General features: G+C 72.2%; 15 protein-coding genes. 10 read left to right on the forward strand and 5 right to left on the reverse strand.

The genetic code is table 11. The features are described from left to right. Positions 1-15: 15 nt before the first annotated feature. Together JK364_RS34490 and nudC are read left to right on the forward strand one after the other, a co-directional pair. Positions 16-1419 (forward strand): dipeptidase, encoded by a 1404-nt coding sequence (locus JK364_RS34490; RefSeq protein WP_201855289.1) that lies wholly within the window; start codon positions 16-18, stop codon positions 1417-1419. A 51-nt stretch (positions 1420-1470) separates the two neighbouring features. Further along, positions 1471-2406, forward strand: a complete 936-nt coding sequence (gene nudC / locus JK364_RS34495; RefSeq protein WP_201855290.1) for an NAD(+) diphosphatase — start codon at positions 1471-1473, stop codon at positions 2404-2406. Positions 2407-2509: 103 nt separating this feature from the next. Here nudC and JK364_RS34500 read toward each other — a convergent pair whose 3' ends face one another. Continuing rightward, on the reverse strand, positions 2510-2752 hold the full coding sequence (locus JK364_RS34500; RefSeq protein ID WP_201855291.1) for a mycoredoxin: 243 nt from the start codon (positions 2750-2752) through the stop codon (positions 2510-2512). A 147-nt stretch (positions 2753-2899) separates the two neighbouring features. Between JK364_RS34500 and JK364_RS34505 the strand changes: the two genes are divergently transcribed. The 4 genes from JK364_RS34505 to JK364_RS34520 all read left to right on the forward strand — a co-directional run bounded on the left by JK364_RS34505 (position 2900) and on the right by JK364_RS34520 (position 6390). Beyond that, positions 2900-5194, forward strand: a complete 2295-nt coding sequence (locus tag JK364_RS34505; protein WP_372462042.1) for an ATP-dependent DNA helicase UvrD2 — start codon at positions 2900-2902, stop codon at positions 5192-5194. Positions 5195-5337: 143 nt separating this feature from the next. Continuing rightward, entirely contained in the window at positions 5338-5604 is a 267-nt protein-coding gene (locus JK364_RS34510) for a hypothetical protein (protein ID WP_201855292.1), read from the forward strand. 115 nt (positions 5605-5719) lie between these two features. Beyond that, complete coding sequence (locus JK364_RS34515) at positions 5720-6082, forward strand: WhiB family transcriptional regulator (protein WP_201855293.1); 363 nt, start codon at positions 5720-5722, stop codon at positions 6080-6082. Next, the gene (locus tag JK364_RS34520) at positions 6079-6390 is read left to right on the forward strand and encodes a putative WhiB-interacting protein (RefSeq protein ID WP_137979441.1); all 312 of its coding nucleotides are present in this window, start codon (positions 6079-6081) and stop codon (positions 6388-6390) included. Before JK364_RS34515 ends, JK364_RS34520 begins: the two co-directional genes overlap by 4 nt. Before the next feature lie 195 nt (positions 6391-6585). Here JK364_RS34520 and JK364_RS34525 read toward each other — a convergent pair whose 3' ends face one another. Continuing rightward, positions 6586-8040, reverse strand: coding sequence for an ABC1 kinase family protein (locus JK364_RS34525; RefSeq protein WP_201855294.1), 1455 nt, complete (start codon positions 8038-8040; stop codon positions 6586-6588). A 74-nt stretch (positions 8041-8114) separates the two neighbouring features. Then, the gene (locus JK364_RS34530; protein WP_201855295.1) at positions 8115-9326 is read right to left on the reverse strand and encodes a ThiF family adenylyltransferase; all 1212 of its coding nucleotides are present in this window, start codon (positions 9324-9326) and stop codon (positions 8115-8117) included. 206 nt (positions 9327-9532) lie between these two features. On the opposite strand from JK364_RS34530, the gene JK364_RS34535 reads away from it, so the two are divergent. The 4 genes from JK364_RS34535 (at position 9533) to JK364_RS34550 (ending at position 13552) form a co-directional block, all read left to right on the forward strand. Then, complete coding sequence (locus tag JK364_RS34535; protein ID WP_201855296.1) at positions 9533-10162, forward strand: M48 metallopeptidase family protein; 630 nt, start codon at positions 9533-9535, stop codon at positions 10160-10162. Between the two features lie 156 nt (positions 10163-10318). Continuing rightward, positions 10319-12082 (forward strand): TerD family protein, encoded by a 1764-nt coding sequence (locus JK364_RS34540; RefSeq protein ID WP_201855297.1) that lies wholly within the window; start codon positions 10319-10321, stop codon positions 12080-12082. 11 nt (positions 12083-12093) lie between these two features. Beyond that, positions 12094-12777 carry an AIM24 family protein gene (locus JK364_RS34545; RefSeq protein ID WP_014054765.1) on the forward strand — a complete coding sequence of 228 codons (684 nt, stop codon included), beginning with the start codon at positions 12094-12096 and terminating at the stop codon, positions 12775-12777. 16 nt (positions 12778-12793) lie between these two features. Then, entirely contained in the window at positions 12794-13552 is a 759-nt protein-coding gene (locus JK364_RS34550; RefSeq protein ID WP_201855298.1) for an AIM24 family protein, read from the forward strand. A 134-nt stretch (positions 13553-13686) separates the two neighbouring features. Here the strand turns inward: JK364_RS34550 and JK364_RS34555 are convergent, their stop codons facing one another. Continuing rightward, on the reverse strand, positions 13687-14214 hold the full coding sequence (locus JK364_RS34555) for an NUDIX hydrolase (RefSeq protein WP_201855299.1): 528 nt from the start codon (positions 14212-14214) through the stop codon (positions 13687-13689). After that, positions 14211-15677 carry a zinc-dependent metalloprotease gene (locus JK364_RS34560; RefSeq protein WP_201855300.1) on the reverse strand — a complete coding sequence of 489 codons (1467 nt, stop codon included), beginning with the start codon at positions 15675-15677 and terminating at the stop codon, positions 14211-14213. Before JK364_RS34560 ends, JK364_RS34555 begins: the two co-directional genes overlap by 4 nt. Positions 15678-15843: the final 166 nt, after the last annotated feature.

The following is a 15843-nucleotide window of genomic DNA, read 5'->3' on the forward strand; positions in this document are numbered from 1 at the left end:
GATAGGCTCACATGCATGAGCAACACCCCGGACACGGACAACGCCGTCCGCGCCTTTGTGGACGGCCATCGCGCCGCCTTCCTCGCCGAGCTCTCCGAGTGGCTGCGCATCCCGTCCGTATCCGCCGACCCCGCCCGCGCCGACGACGTCCGGCGCGGCGCCCAGTGGCTCAGGGATCACCTGTCCGCCACGGGCTTCCCGGTGACTGAGATATGGGACACACCGGGCGCCCCGGCCGTGTTCGCCGAATGGCCGTCCGGTGATCCCGACGCCCTTACGGTGCTCGTCTACGGCCACCACGACGTCCAGCCCGCCGACCGCGCGGACGGCTGGCGCACCGACCCCTTCGAGCCCGTCATCGAGGACGGCAGGCTCTACGCCCGCGGCGCCGCCGACGACAAGGGGCAGGTTCTCTTCCACAGCCTGGGGATACGGGCGCACCTGGCCGTGACCGGCCGTGCCGCGCCCGCGGTGAACCTCAAGTTGCTGATCGAGGGCGAGGAGGAGTCCGGCTCCCCGCACTTCCCCGAGCTGGTCCGCGCGCACGCCGACCGGCTGGCCTGCGACACCGTGATCGTCTCCGACACCGGGATGTGGTCCGAGGACACCCCGACCGTCTGCACCGGTATGCGGGGCCTGGTCGAGTGCCAGATCGATCTCCACGGCCCCGGCCAGGACATCCACTCCGGCTCCTTCGGCGGCGCGGTCCCCAACCCGGCCACCGAGGCCGCCCGGCTGGTCGCCGCGCTGCACGACGACGACCGTAAGGTGGCGATCCCCGGCTTCTACGACGGCGTCGTGGAGCTGACCGACCGTGAGCGCGAGCTCTTCGCCGAGCTGCCGTTCGACGAGGCGGGCTGGCTGCGGACCGCGCACTCACGGGCCACGCTCGGCGAGGCCGGGTACTCCACCCTGGAGCGGATCTGGGCCCGTCCGACCGCCGAGGTCAACGGCATCGGCGGGGGCTACCAGGGGCCGGGCGGAAAGACCATCGTGCCCTCGGCCGCCCAGCTGAAGCTGTCCTTCCGGCTGGTGGCGGGCCAGGACGTGGAGAAGATCCAGTCGGCCGTGCGGAACTGGGCCGCCGCTCTGCTCCCGGCCGGGATCCGCCATGAGATCACCTATTGGGGCGCCACCCGCCCCTGTCTGACCCCGCTGGACCACCCCGCGCTCCAGTCGGTCGTCCGCGCCATGGGGCGCGTCTTCGGCCAGAAGGTCCGCTTCACCCGCGAGGGCGGATCGGGCCCCGCCGCCGATCTCCAGGACATCCTCGGCGCTCCGGTGCTCTTCCTGGGCATCTCGGTGCCGTCCGACGGCTGGCACGCGCCCAACGAGAAGGTCGAGCTCGACCTGCTCATGAAGGGCGCCGAGACGGCCGCCCACCTCTGGGCCGATCTCGCCGAGAATGGACGGGAATAGCTTGCTCACGTACATGAACCACCCATTGCACTGGGGGAGTTGGAAGCAGCTGTGACCACCTCGACCGACCACGCCGCCGACCGGCCGATCACGCTCAGCGCCCCGAGTGGCATCGACCGCTCCGCGCACCACCGCTTGGACGAGGCGTGGCTGGCCGCCGCGTGGAGCCACCCGACGACGCGCGTCTTCGTGGTCTCCGGCGGCCAGGCACTGGTCGACGACACCCCGGACGGCCGTACCGAACTCGTCATGACCCCGTCCTTCGAGGCCCCGCCCACCGAGAACCACCGCTACTTCCTGGGCACCGACCAGGAGGGCGTGCGCTACTTCGCGCTCCAGAAGGACTCCCTGCCGGGGCGGATGGACCAGTCGGCGCGCCCGGCCGGGCTGCGCGAGGCGGGCGTGCTGCTGTCCGAGCGCGACGCGGGGCTGCTGGTGCACGCGGTCGCGCTGGAGAACTGGCAGCGGCTGCACCGTTTCTGCTCACGTTGCGGTCAGCGCACGGTGATCGCGGCGGCGGGCCATATCCGCCGCTGCCCGGCGTGCGGGGCCGAGCACTACCCGCGCACCGACCCCGCCGTGATCATGCTGGTGAAGGACGATCAGGACCGGGCGCTGCTGGGACGCCAGGTGCACTGGCCGGAGGGGCGCTTCTCGACGCTGGCGGGCTTCGTGGAGCCGGGCGAGTCGATCGAGCAGGCCGTGGTCCGCGAGGTGGCGGAGGAGGCGGGCGTCACGGTCGGCGAGGTCGATTACGTGGCCAGCCAGCCGTGGCCGTTCCCGTCCAGTCTGATGCTCGGCTTCATGGCCCGGGCCACGTCCTCCCGGATCCAGGTGGACGGGGAGGAGATCCACGAGGCGCGCTGGTTCTCCCGGGAAGACCTGCGGGCCGCGATCGAGTCCGGGGAGGTCCTGCCTCCCTCCGGGATCTCGATCGCGGCCCGGCTGATCGAGCTCTGGTACGGCGAGCCGCTGCCGCGGGGCTGAGTCAGAGACCGCGGGACCCACTCAGAACCGTGAAACCGTGGGACCCACGCTGAGGCCGCGGGGCCGGGTCAGAGCCCGCGGGGGCGGCTCGGAGACCGTCGGCTCAGTGCCCGACCTTGGCCTTGACCTGCGCCAGGGACGGGTTGGTCAGGGTCGACCCATCGGGGAAGAGGACGGTCGGCACGGTCTGGTTGCCGCCGTTCGCCTTCTCGACGAAGGCCGCGGACTCCGGGTCCTGCTCGATGTTGATCTCGGTGTAGGCAATGCCCTCGCGGTCCATCTGCCCCTTCAGGCGTCGGCAGTAGCCGCACCAGGTGGTGCTGTACATCGTCACAGTGCCGGGCATCGGTCTTCGCTCTCCTCGGGGTCGTGGTGGGTGGGCAGAATGTGAACGCTCATCTTCCGCCGGTCATTCCCGGATTCATATGACCGGAAGGCCATGGCTGTGGACAACCGGCACCGGGCGTCTCAGGGGACCTGGCAGCATGGCGGGGTGACTGCAGCAACGTCCTCCACTCTGTTCCCGCACGGCTCCACGCCAAGTGCCTACGCGGCCACGCCGCGTGACGCCGACGCGGTGCTCGACGGGCTCGACCCCGAGCAGCGCGAGGTGGCGACGTCCCTGCACGGCGCGGTGTGCGTGCTGGCCGGGGCCGGCACCGGCAAGACCCGCGCCATCACCCACCGGATCGCCTACGGGGTGCGCGCGGGGATGCTCCAGCCGGCCAGTGTGCTGGCCGTCACCTTCACCAACCGCGCGGCGGGGGAGATGCGCGGCCGGCTGCGGCAGCTCGGCGCGGGCGGGGTGCAGGCGCGCACCTTCCACTCGGCGGCCCTGCGCCAGCTGCAGTACTTCTGGCCCAAGGCGGTCGGCGGTGAGGTGCCGCGGCTGGTCGAGCGCAAGGTGCAGCTCGTGGCCGAGGCCGCCGCCCGGTGCCGGGTCCGGCTTGACCGCAATGAGTTGCGGGATGTGACCGGCGAGATCGAATGGTCGAAGGTCACCCAGACCGTGCCCGAGGACTATCCGGCCGTGGCCGCCAAGTCCGGCCGTGAGGCCCCCCGGGACGCCGCCGAGATCGGCCGGATCTATGCCACCTATGAGCAGTTGAAGCGCGACCGCGGCGTCATCGACTTCGAGGATGTGCTGCTCCTCACGGTCGGTGTGCTCCAGGAGCGGCCGGACATCGCCGATCAGGTGCGCCGTCAGTACCAGCACTTCGTGGTCGACGAATACCAGGACGTCAGCCCGCTGCAGCAGCGGCTGCTGGATCTGTGGCTGGGCGAGCGGGACAGCCTGTGCGTGGTCGGCGACGCCAGTCAGACCATCTACTCCTTCACCGGCGCCACCCCCGACCATCTGCTGAACTTCCGCACCCGCCACCCCCGGGCCACCGTGGTCAAGCTGATCCGGGACTACCGCTCGACCCCCCAGGTGGTCCACCTGGCCAACGGGCTGCTGTCCCAGGCCCGCGGCCGGGCCGCCGAGCACCGGCTGGAGCTGGTCTCCCAGCGGGAGGCGGGCCCTGACCCGGCCTACGCCGCCTATGCGGACGAGCCGGCCGAGGCCGAGGGCACCGCCCGCCGGATCCGGGAGCTGATCAACCCGGTCGAGCAGGGGGGCGCCGGGATCCCGGCGAGCCAGATCGCGGTCCTGTACCGGGTCAACGCCCAGTCGGAGCTCTATGAGCAGGCGCTGGCCGATGCCCAGGTGCCCTATCAGCTGCGCGGTGCCGAGCGGTTCTTCGAGCGGCCCGAGGTGCGCGAGGCGGGGCTGCTGCTGCGCGGCGCGGCCCGTGGCGGAAGCGCCGACCCGGAGCTGGCTGACGCCGACATCCCGTCCCAGGTGCGGGCCGTGCTGGGCACCCGTGGCTGGACGCCCGAGCCCCCGTCGGGCTCGGGCGCGGTGCGCGACCGCTGGGAGTCCCTGGCCGCCCTGGTGCGGCTCGCCGAGGACTTCGCGGCGAGCCGCCCCGGGGCCACGCTCTCCGATCTGGTGGCGGAGCTCGATGAGCGGGCGGCGGCGCAGCACGCCCCGACCGTCGAGGGTGTGACCCTCGCTTCACTCCACGCGGCCAAGGGCCTCGAATGGGACGCCGTCTTCCTGGTCGGTCTCACCGAGGGAATGGTGCCGATCACCTACGCCAAGACGGAGCAGCAGATCGAGGAGGAGCGCCGGCTGCTCTATGTGGGGGTCACCCGCGCCCGTCGCCATCTGACGCTGTCCTGGGCGCTCTCGCGGGCTCCGGGCGGCCGGGCCTCCCGCCGCCCCACCCGCTTTCTCAACGGGCTGCGGCCCGGCTCCCAGGCCATCGGCGCCCGCACCCCGGGCGGGGGCGGCGGGATCGAGCGCGGGGCGGCGGCCCCGGGCGGTGGTGGCGGGGTGCGCAGGCGGCGCGGCCCGGTCCACTGCCGGGTGTGCGGCCGGGCGCTGACCGACGCGGGCGAGATGAAGCTGATGCGCTGCGAGGGCTGTCCGTCCGAGTTGGACGAGGCGCTCTATGAGCGGCTGCGTGACTGGCGGGCGGAGCAGGCGGGGCTGCTGGGGCAGCCGACGTACTGCGTGTTCACCGACAAGACACTGCTCGCGATCGCCGAGGCCGTTCCGGGAACCGAACCGGAGCTCGCCCGCATCTCCGGTGTCGGAAGGCGCAAGCTGGACCGGTTCGGGGCCGATGTTCTCGCGTTGTGCGCGGGCCGGGAACTGCCCTCCGCACTCGACGACGAGGGCGACGGCGATGCCGGGGGAAGCCATTCGGGTGACCCTTGGCAAAACTCGACGGAAAAATAGTTTGCGCGCGTGGAGGCCATACCCATAGCCTTCCGAGCACGGAGGACAACGGCCCTTCCAGGAGCCGAGGATTCCGTGTTGTACTTGAACACCCGGACTGGTTTCGGACCGGTCCCTGAGACGCCGAGAGGAGGCGAAGACCAGTGATCAGCTTCATCAACACCATCAAAAAGGCCGATCGGTCGGTCGTCGCCACATGCCTGCTCGGCTCCGCCCTCCCTGGCACCGGTATGCCCGGCGCCAATGAGGAGCGCCTCAGCGAGCGACCGATCCAGGCACCTGCGGTAGCAGCAGCGGCACAGGCAAAGGCCTATGCCTTTGCGGCCAATGGTGCCGAATCCCGGACGACGCAGCAGCACCACAAGACGTGGGCCTTCCGCAGGCTCGAACCCTGGAGTTATCCAGCCTGATCCAGGATCAGGTCGGCACCTTCCAGGGCCGCGGAACCCACACCGGGATCCGCGGCCCTTTTGATTTGCCAGAGCCCGGCCACCAGCCGGACCGAAGAGACGAGGAACACACACCGTGCAACTCAACGCACACGCCCCGTCCGCACCGACCGACCTGAACCGCCCGCCTGACTCCTCGGAGGACTCCTTGACCCCGCTCACCGCCCTCACCGAACTCGATGAGGCCATCGAGAACCTGGGTGTAGCCGTTCCGTGCCGCTCGTACGACCCGGAGGTCTTCTTCGCCGAGTCCCCGGCCGACGTCGAGTACGCGAAGTCGCTCTGTCAGACCTGCCCGCTGCGGGAGGCATGCCTCGCCGGTGCCAAGGACCGCCGGGAGCCCTGGGGCGTCTGGGGCGGCGAGCTCTTCGTCCAGGGCGTGGTGGTGGCCCGCAAGCGGCCGCGTGGTCGCCCGCGTAAGAACCCGGTCGCGGCATGAGCACCATCGGCACCATCGATCGCCCAGCGACGCACGACCCCATGAAGCAGGTCCCGACGATGACCCCACCGGTCTCCGAAACCCCCGCACCAGATACCTCAGGTGCGCCCGAGGCGCGCCAGAACAGGAACCGAGAGATGCAACTTATGCAAGAAGCCCTGGCACGTGCGCATATGCACGACCGGCTGCAGGAGGCCGAGTCCGAACGGCAGGCCGTTCGGCTCGCGGCCGCCCGCCGGATGCAGCGGCGTGCGGAGCGTGCCTCGCTCCGCGCCCGCCGCGCTCTGGCCATGGCGGTCATGCAGTGACCACGATGTGCGGCACCGGCCAGAGGCGGAGCTGACACACAACACACCCCGACGGGTCCTCCACCGACCCGTCGCGTGACCACGAAGGGCCGGTCCGATCGGACCGGCCCTCCGGCTATCCCGAGGTGCCCGAACTCAGGCCGCCGCCCTCGAGCTCAGGTCGAAGCCTCAGAGGTCAGGCCGAGGGCTCAGAGGTCAGGCCGAGGTCTCCGCGGCCTCCGGCTCCTCCTCGGCGCCGTCCGAGGCCTCTTCCCCGGCGTCTGCCGCGGGGCCTTCTTGGGCGTCCTCTTCGTCGCGGTCCTCGGACTCCGGGTCAGCGGCGAAGCCGGGGACCCACGCCTCGAGCTCATCCCGCATCCGCACCGTGGCACCCAGTTGGCACAGCACCCCGATGGTGCTCAGCGTCACCCGGTGAATCAGCAGATAGGCGGGCGGCAGATTCAGCTGATTGCCCAGCTCATAGACGGGGGAGTGACGGTCGGCCACCCGCGCCGCCTGGCTGCGCAGCCACTGCCGGTCGAAGACGAACGCGTCGACCTGGGCCGGTTCGAGCATCGGCAGCAGGAAGTCCAGCAGATCATCCGGGTCCAGCTCGATCGTCGGCTTGACGAACCCCTCCCCGCGCATCAGGTCATAGACCCCCGCGGCGTCGTTCTCGAGCGCCATGCGCAGCGCGATGCCGATGGGCTCCGGAAGCCCGCCCGGGAGCCGGTTCACCGAACCGAAGTCCAGAACGCCCAGCTTCCACTGCTCCGGCGGCCCGTCCGGGGCGTGACCGGTCAGCAGCCGGAAGTTCCCCGGGTGGGGATCGGCGTGCAGCAGCCCGGTGCGGGACGCCCCCGAGAAGAGAAAGCGGGCCAGCAGCTGCCCGGCGCGGTCCCGCTCCTCCTGGGTGCCGTCGGCTATCACCTCGGAGAGCGGCACCCCCTCCAGCCACTCGGTGACCAGTATCTGATCGCTCTGGTGCACCACCTCGGGCACCACGATCTCCGTGTCCTGTGCGTACTCCTCCGCATGGATCCGCTGGGACGCCGCCTCCAGTTCGTAGTCCAGCTCCTCGGCGACCCGCTCACGCAACTCCGCGATCAGCGGCTTGACGTCCAGCCCCGGCACCAGCGGCCCCAGCACCCGGGCGAACCGGCTCAGTTGGCTGAGGTCGGACAGCAGCGCCTCGCCCGCCCCGGGATACTGCACCTTGACCGCCACCGTGCGCCCGTCGTGCCAGACCGCCCGGTGCACCTGCCCGATCGAGGCGGCCGCCGCCGGCTTGTCGTCGAACTCCTGGAACAGCTCCGGCCAGTCCGGGCCCAGCCGCTCCTCCAGCGCCGTGTGGACCGTGCGGCTGGGCATGGGAGGGGCCGCTTCCTGGAGCTTGGTCAGGGCCGCCCGGTAGGGCCTGGCTATCTCCTCGGGCAGCGCCGACTCGAAGACCGACATGGCCTGTCCGAGCTTCATGGCCCCGCCCTTGAGCTCGCCGAGGACCTTGAACATCTGCTCCGCGGTGCGCTGCTGCACCTCGCGTGCGACGATCTCCGCCGGCCGTCCCCCTATCCGCTTCCCGAGACCCCATGTGGCGCGCCCCGCGAATCCCAAGGGCAGCGCCGCCAGTTTGGCGGTACGGGTGATCGCCTTGCGCGGCAGATCGGTCATGCGCCCTCCAACTACAGCCGTGCCATCCCCGGAAGGTGGCCCCCGGGCCCCCGTGCCCACTCCGCGGACGTGGGTCACCCGGACATTGTCGCGTGCGGTGCCTCTGCGGCCGAGGCATATACGGCATCCTCCTCCCCGGCAGCTCCACAGCCGCATCCGGGATGTGCTTCGATCGGGCGCGCCTCCCAGACGGGCGAGGGAAGCGCCAGCTCCCACCGGACCCCCGCGCCCCCGGAGGGGCGGCCGTCCAGGAAGGCCAGCGCCTGCACCGCGGTGAGCCCCGCTACCACCATCGCCAGCGCCGTGTCACAGGCCGGGGCGGTGCGCCGGCGCCCGGACCGCCACTGCGCGAGCATCCGTGGCCAGACCGGCTCCCGCTCGGCACGGCCCGCCGCGGCGCAGCCCGCGCAGGGCGTGATCCCCGGCACCACCAGCGGGCCCACCACCCCCGTGGCCTCGATGACTCCCGCAAAGAGATGGGGTGTGCCGGAGGCGAGCAGCGGCCGGGTCTGCTCCGGATCCGGTGCGTACGCCGCGAGGCCGTCACGCGGGGCGATCACCACCAGCGCCAGCCCGGGCTCGGCCGAGGCGGTCCGCGCTCCCGAGGCGGTCCGCCCTCCCGAGAGGGGCCGCTCTCGGGAAGGGACCTTCTCTCGTGAAGGGGCCCGCTCTGCCGCGGAGGTCCGCAGGCGCGCCGACCGGCGGGGGAGCGGGGCGGGCGCGGCCTGGCGCACCACGCGGCGCGCGGCCAGATCCCGGCGCTCCCCGATCTGCTCGGCCGACAGCCCGCCGGGAGCCACATCCCAGGGCTCGACACAGCCGCCGTCCACCACATCGACCCGGCCGACCCCCGAGCCCGACAGCGCGGCCGCGACCGCCGCCCCGACCCGGCCCGCGCCCCGCACCTGAACCCGCATCGCCCGTCGCGCGGTGAGAAGCCGCGCCGCCGCTCCGGGCTCGGGATGCAGCACCGACAGCGCTCCCGCGTCGGGCCGCAGCCGGTCCAGGGCCGCGGCGGGCTCGCCGCCGTCCCTCGGCTCGTCCAGCAGTCCGGCCGCCGCCAGCCGGTCCACCAGTGCGTCGGCCCGTCCCTCCGGCAGCCCGATGGCGCGGGCCTCCTGCCGCAGCAGCGGCAGACCGCGGGTGCCGTCCAGCAGCTCCAGAAAGCTGCCCGTGGCCGTGTCCACCGGCCCCATCACCACCGCATGCGCCCGGGCCACCCCGAACTGCACCGTGTCCCGGCTCCGCCAGCCGCGTCGCAGCACGGGCTTGAGCATAGGATGCATCGCCGTTCCCCCCCGTCTGAATGTCTGTCCGTTGAACCGCCTTCAGCATGCGAGGCGGCGCCGGGACCCCGCAGCGCGTTGTCCACAGGCAGTGGAATAAGTCGTACGAACGCCGGTCGTACAAGCCGTGCACACCGTGGAGTGGTTCGGTCCGCAACCATCGGCGGGGCGGGACTTCCCCGGCTGCCAGCGGGTAACGTCGGGGCGTGTCCGCCGACCCGCCCCCTCGCACTTCGGGACAGAACGTCTCCCGCAGCGCCGCGAGCGCACCGAGCACCGTCCCGAGCCCGCAGAGCCGAGGCTCCGACGCGAGCGCGGTCGAGGTCCGCCGGAGCACCCGGCGGCGCAGGACGGTCTCCGCCTATCGCGAGGGCGACCGCACCGTCGTCCTCATCCCGGCCCGGATGTCCGAGGCGGAGGAGCGGCGCTGGGTGGGCGTCATGCTGGAGAAGCTGGCCGCCCAGGAGAGCAAGCGGATGCTGGGCGACGCGGAGTTGGCCGCACGCGCCGAGTTGCTCTCCGGTCAGTACCTGGGCGGGCGGGCCCGGCCCGACTCCGTCCGCTGGGTCACCAACCAGAACACCCGCTGGGGGTCGTGCACCCCGGCCGAGGGCAGCATCCGGCTCTCGCACCGGCTCCAGGGCATGCCGGAGTACGTCGTGGATTATGTGCTCCTCCACGAGCTGGCCCATCTGCTGGTGCCGGGGCACGGCCGCCGCTTCTGGCAGCTCCTGGAGGCGTATCCGCGGACCGAGCGGGCGCGGGGCTATCTCGAAGGGGTGGTCGCCGCGACACGGTTGCCGCATCTCTCCGGGCCCCCGGACGACCAGCCGTAAGGCGACCGCGCCCGGGGAGTGAGGGATCAGCCCCGGGAGCCCTCGGGCCGCGCGGGAACCACATCCTGGTTCCCGGCGTCGCTCATAGTCGGCGGCAGCGGCTAGCCTGGCGCGAAACGCACACACCGGTACGGCGATGGGGGACGGTCCTAACGTATGGCCAGGGAATTCCAGCGCGGCCACAAGGCCAGGATCAGTGATCTGACGGCCGGGAGGGATCTGTACGTCGGGGTGCAGATCGCCGGACCCGGCCTGACCTTCGACATCAGCTGCTTCGGTCTCGACGCGAACGAGCGGCTGTCGGACGACCGCTACTTCATCTTCTTCAATCAGCCGAAGTCCCCTGAAGAAGCGATACAGCAGCTCGGGCCGCAGGCCGGCGACACGGATTCGTTCCGCGTCACGCTCGACAGCGTGCCGTCCGCCATCCAGAAGCTCTCCTTCACCGCGACCATCGACGGCGCCGGGCAGATGTCGCAGGTCGGCCCCGGCTACCTGCGGATCGTCGCGGGCGGCGAGGAGGTGGCCCGGTACTCCTTCACCGGCTCGGAGTTCAGCACCGAACGCGCGGTGATGCTGGGCGACTTCTACCTCAAGGACGTCTGGCGGTTCGCCGCCGTCGGGCAGGGCTTCGACGGGGGACTGGACGCGCTGCTCAAGAACTTCGGCGGTGAGGTGGCCGAGGAGGAGCCCGCCCCCGCGCCCGCCCAGGGCGCCACGCCCGGCTTCGCGCCGCCCGGCCAGGCCGCCCCCGCACCGGGCTTCGCACCCCCGGCCGGTGCCCCCGCCCCGGCGGCCCCTCCGGCCCCCGCCCCGCCCGCACCGCAGCCCGCCCCCGCCTTCGGCGCTCCCCAGGGGCCGCCTCAGGGAACGCCACCCCAGGGCACGCCGCCTCCGGGTACGCCCCAGGGCTCGCCCCCGCAGGGCGTTCAGCCGCCCGCCCCCGGCACCCCGCAGATGCACGGCGCCCCCACGATCGCCGCGCCCATCGCGCCTCCCGGCCAGGTGCCGCCTCCCGGCCAGGTGCCGCCTCCCGGCCAGGTGCCGCCCCCGGGTCAGGTGCCGCCGCCTCCACCGCCGGGCCAGTTCCCGGGCCGGCAGCCCCCGTTCGGCCAGCAGCCGGGCCAGGCCCCGCCCGCCCCCGCACCGTACGGCCAGCCGCCGGTCCAGCCCTACCCCGGCCAGCCCGGTCAGCCGGGCCAGCCCGCTCCTTACGGTCAGCCGCAGCCCATGGGCGGCGTCCCCCAGGGCGGTGGCGCGCCCGGGCTCCAGGCCGCGCTCGCCAAGTACCGCGAGGCGCCCACCGGCCAGCGCTGGACGCCGCAGAACCCCCGGCTGATGCGGGTCGACCTCGGCGTCGGCGGCCAGCCCGTGCTCGCCCGTCAGGGCACGATGGTGCTCTACCAGGGCAAGGTCGACTTCAGCTATAAGGGCGCCGGTTTCCGCGGCCGGATCGTCGGCAACGCGACCGGCCAGGAGATGCAGCTGATGCGCTGCACCGGCCAGGGCCAGGTCTTCCTCGCCGAGAACGCCGCCGAGCTCCACCCGATCGAGCTCCAGGGCGACGCCATCTGCGTCTCCGCCGAGAACGTGCTCGCCTTCGACGAGTCGCTGCACCATGAGGTGCGCCGGATCGAGGGCCACGGCATCCCCGGTGGCGCGCTGTTCACCATGCAGTTCCAGGGCACCGGGACCGTCGTGGTGAAGACCGAGGGCACGCCGGTCGTTCTCCCCGTCACCCCGACCACCTTCGCCGACAGCAACGCCATCGTGGCGTGGTCCGCCGGCGCCCAGGTGATCATTTCCAGCCAGGTGCGGCTGCGCCGCAGCGCCTACCCCGGCCACAGCGGGGAGACAGTGAACCTCCAGTTCCGTGGCGCGCCCGGCAACTTCATCGTCGTCCAGCCCTACGAGGTCTGAGGGAGCCCGCTATGGACCAGCAAATGATCTCGGGCTTCGCACCCGCCCCGGTCGCCGCCCGTATGGAGAACCACGGCGCCAGCATGCTCAAGGTCGCCATGCAGAGCGGCCAGGACCTCTTCGCCCGCACCGGCTCGATGGTGGCGTACGAGGGCTTCGTCCAGTACGAGCCGAACCCGCCCGCGGTACGGCAGATGGCCTCCCAGTGGCTGACCGGCGAGGGTGCCCCGCTGATGCGGTGCAGCGGCGACGGGCTGCTCTACCTCGCCGACTACGGGGCCAACGTCGTCTGCATCAACCTCAACGGCGACGCGCTCTCGGTCAACGGCACCAACCTCCTCGCCTTCGACGCCCACCTCCAGTGGGGCGTCGAACGCGTCAAGGGGATCGCCAAGTTCGCCGGGCAGGGCCTGTTCAACGTGGGCGTCTCCGGCACCGGCTGGGTCGCCCTGACCTCCCGCGGCACCCCCATCGTGGTCGACTGCGGCCGCGGCGAGGACGAGACCTATGTGGACCCGGACGCGCTCGTGGCCTGGTCCTCCGGGCTCAAGGTGAAGGGCAAGCGCAGCTTCAAGGCGTCGTCCCTGATCGGCCGGGGCAGCGGCGAGGCGTATCAGCTCGGCTTCTCCGGGCAGGGCTTCGTCGTCGTACAGCCCAGTGAGGACAGCACCGACCGGCTCCGGGCCCGGGGCTGAGGGGGAGGGACACCAGATGCAGAGCCCGCTTTTCGCCTTCACCGAGGCCCAGACGCAGGACCGCTACGCGCTCCAGAACCCGCATCTGCTGCGGGTCGCCCTGAGCGGCCATGAGGATGTGCTCGCCCGTAAGGGCAGCATGGTCGCCTATCAGGGGCTCATCGAGTTCGACGGCGAGTACCAGACGCCCGGGCAGCACAGGGCCCGGAGCCGCACCGGTGAGGGCCTGGACCTGATGCGCTGCTCCGGGCAGGGCACGGTCTACCTCGCCAACCTCGCCCAGCACATCCATGTGATGGACGTGGACCACGACGGGCTGACCGTCGACAGCTCCTATGTGCTCGCGATCGACTCCACGCTGCACTGGGAGTCGATCGCGGTGGACAGCCAGTTCGGGATCTCCGGGTCCGGCAAGTACAACCTCAACATCTCCGGCCAGGGCAAGGTCGCGCTGATGACCTCGGGGCAGCCGCTGCTGCTCCAGGTCACCCCGGACAAGTACGTCAACGCCGACGCGGACGCCATCGTCGCCTGGTCCAGCTCGCTGCGGGTCCAGATGCAGGCGCAGACGCACTCCTCGGGCGTCTGGCGGCGGCGCGGCAACACCGGCGAGGGCTGGGAGCTCAGCTTCCTCGGCCAGGGGTACGCCCTGGTGCAGCCCAGCGAGCTGCTCCCGCCGCAGAACGCGGTGGCCGGGGGCGGTATGGCCGCGCAGTTCGGCATGGGCCAGCAGGGCGCCCGCGGCCAGAACCAGGGCAACATCTTCAGCAACTGACCGAGGTCACCGCTGATGGACCACGGCGGCCGCGGACCCCTCGGGGCCGCGGCCGTCCCGCGTTCCAGCGGGCTCCTCGATTCCAGCAGGCTCCTCGATTCCAGCAGGCTCCTCGGAGCGGCCCGACGGGCTCCTCAGAGCAGCGCGCGGGTACGCGTCACCAGATGGCGCACCGACTCGTCGGCCACGTCCGCCACCCCGTCGTAGCCGAACCAGCGCAGATCCAGCGACTCGTCGCTGATCGCCGCCACCGCGCCCCGGGGCGCCACCGCCGCGTACTGGACGTCCAGATGCCAGGCACAGGGGGTCTGGTGCCGGTCGAGCCGCACCGGGCCGCCCGGCAGCAGCGTCAGCCCCTCGATCCCGGACTCCTCGGTGGCCTCGCGCAGCGCCGCGCCCGCGAGCGTGGCGTCGTCCGGCTCGCAGTGGCCGCCCATCTGGAGCCACATCCGCAGCTTCCGGTGCAGGGTGAGCAGCACCTGCCCCCGGTCCGGGTCGATCACCAGCGCGCTCGCCGTGATGTGCCCGTCCCCGCACGCCTTCCACATGCCGTCCGGATACGCGGCCAGATGGTCGCCGTACAGCCGTCGCAGCCGCTCCTGGGCGGCATCGGGCGCGGGCCACTCGGTGAGCACCCGCGCCGCGTCCTGGTGCAGACTCACTTCTCGCCGTCGCCCCGGTCGCCGCCCTCGCGGTCGTCCTCGCCGCCCTCGCGGCCCTTACGGAGGTCGGGACCCCCGGAGCCGCCCTTACGGTCCGCACCGCCGCTCGCCGCCTCGCCGAGCATCTTGTCCAGCTCGGAGAAGTCCAGCTGCTCGCCGTGGACGAAGCCGTCCGGGTCGTCGAGATCCTGTGCCGTCGGCAGCATGTCCGGGTGTGCCCAAAGACCGTCGCGCCCCTCCAGGCCGCGGGCGTCGGTGAGGGAGGCCCACAGCCGGGAGGCGTCCCGCAGCCGGCGCGGCCGCAGCTCCAGGCCGATCAGCGTGGCGAAGGTCTGCTCGGCGGGGCCGCCGCTCGCCCGGCGCCGCCGCAGCGTCTCGCGCAGGGCGTCGGCGGACGGCAGATGTGGCTTGGCGGCGGCGTGCACCACCGCGTCCACCCAGCCCTCCACCAGCGCCAGAGCGGTCTCCAGCCGTGCCAGCGCGGCCTTCTGCTCGGGGGTGTCCTCGGGCTGGAACATGCCCTGCTGAAGCGCTTCCTGCAGCTGCTCGGGGTGGGTCGGGTCGAGCTGGCCGACCGCGTCCTCCAGCTTGGCGGTGTCGACCTTGATGCCGCGGGCGTACCCCTCGACCGCGCCGAAGAGGTGCGAGCGCAGCCATGGCACATGGGCGAACAGCCGCTGGTGGGCCGCCTCACGCAGCGCCAGGTACAGCCGGACCTCTTCCTTGGGCACGCCGAGGCCGGAGCCGAGCGCCGCGATGTTGACCGGCAGCAGGGCCGCCTTGCCCGCCGGGCCCAGCGGCAGCCCGATGTCGGTCGAGCCGACCACCTCGCCGGCCAGCACGCCCAGCGCCTGCCCGATCTGGGTGCCGAACATGGCGCCGCCCATCGAGCGCATCATCCCGAGCAGCGGGCCGGCCATGGCCTGCATCTCCTCGGGCAGCACGTCACCCATGGCGGCGCCGACGCGCTCGGCGACCGGGTCCACCAGGTCCTTCCACACCGGCAGGGTCGCCTCGACCCATTCGGCGCGGCTCCAGGCCACCGCGGTCCCCGAGCCCGAGGGCAGCGAGGTGACGCCGTCCAGCCACAGGTCCGCGAGCCGCACGGCCTCCTGGACCGCGGCGCGGTCGGCGGGGCCGACGCTCTCGTCCTTGCTGCCGTCGGCGGTGCCGCGCGCGACGGTCTGGCGGGCGATGTCCTTGGCCATGTCCCAGTTCACCGGGCCGCCCTCGTACGAGAGCATCTGCCCGAGCTGCTGGAAGGCGGCGCCCAGGTCGCCCGGGTTCAGCGAACCGAACATCGCGGCGAACGGATTGTCCGCGCCGCCCGCTCCGCCGGGGCCGCCGAACCCGAAGGGATTCGCGGGGCCCTGCTCGCCGCCCTGGCCGCCCTTCTTCTTGCCGTCGTCGCCGTCCTCCGGCTCCTCCGGCGGAAGGCCGAATCCGAATGGGGTGTCACTCACGGGTTTCCTCGGCTCGTTGGGCCACCGGCCCCGGGCCGGTGGCGGATGCCCGACATCACCACCCAGCCTAGACACCTCGCCGGTTTCCGGGCTCGGTGCTTCGCTGATCGCCGCCCTGCGGCAGGATGGACGTCACCTGGTACGTATGCGTGCATGCGCTGCGTAC

It is taken from the genome of Streptomyces endocoffeicus, from assembly GCF_016741935.1.
GTDB classification, from domain to species: Bacteria; Actinomycetota; Actinomycetes; order Streptomycetales; family Streptomycetaceae; genus Streptomyces; species Streptomyces endocoffeicus.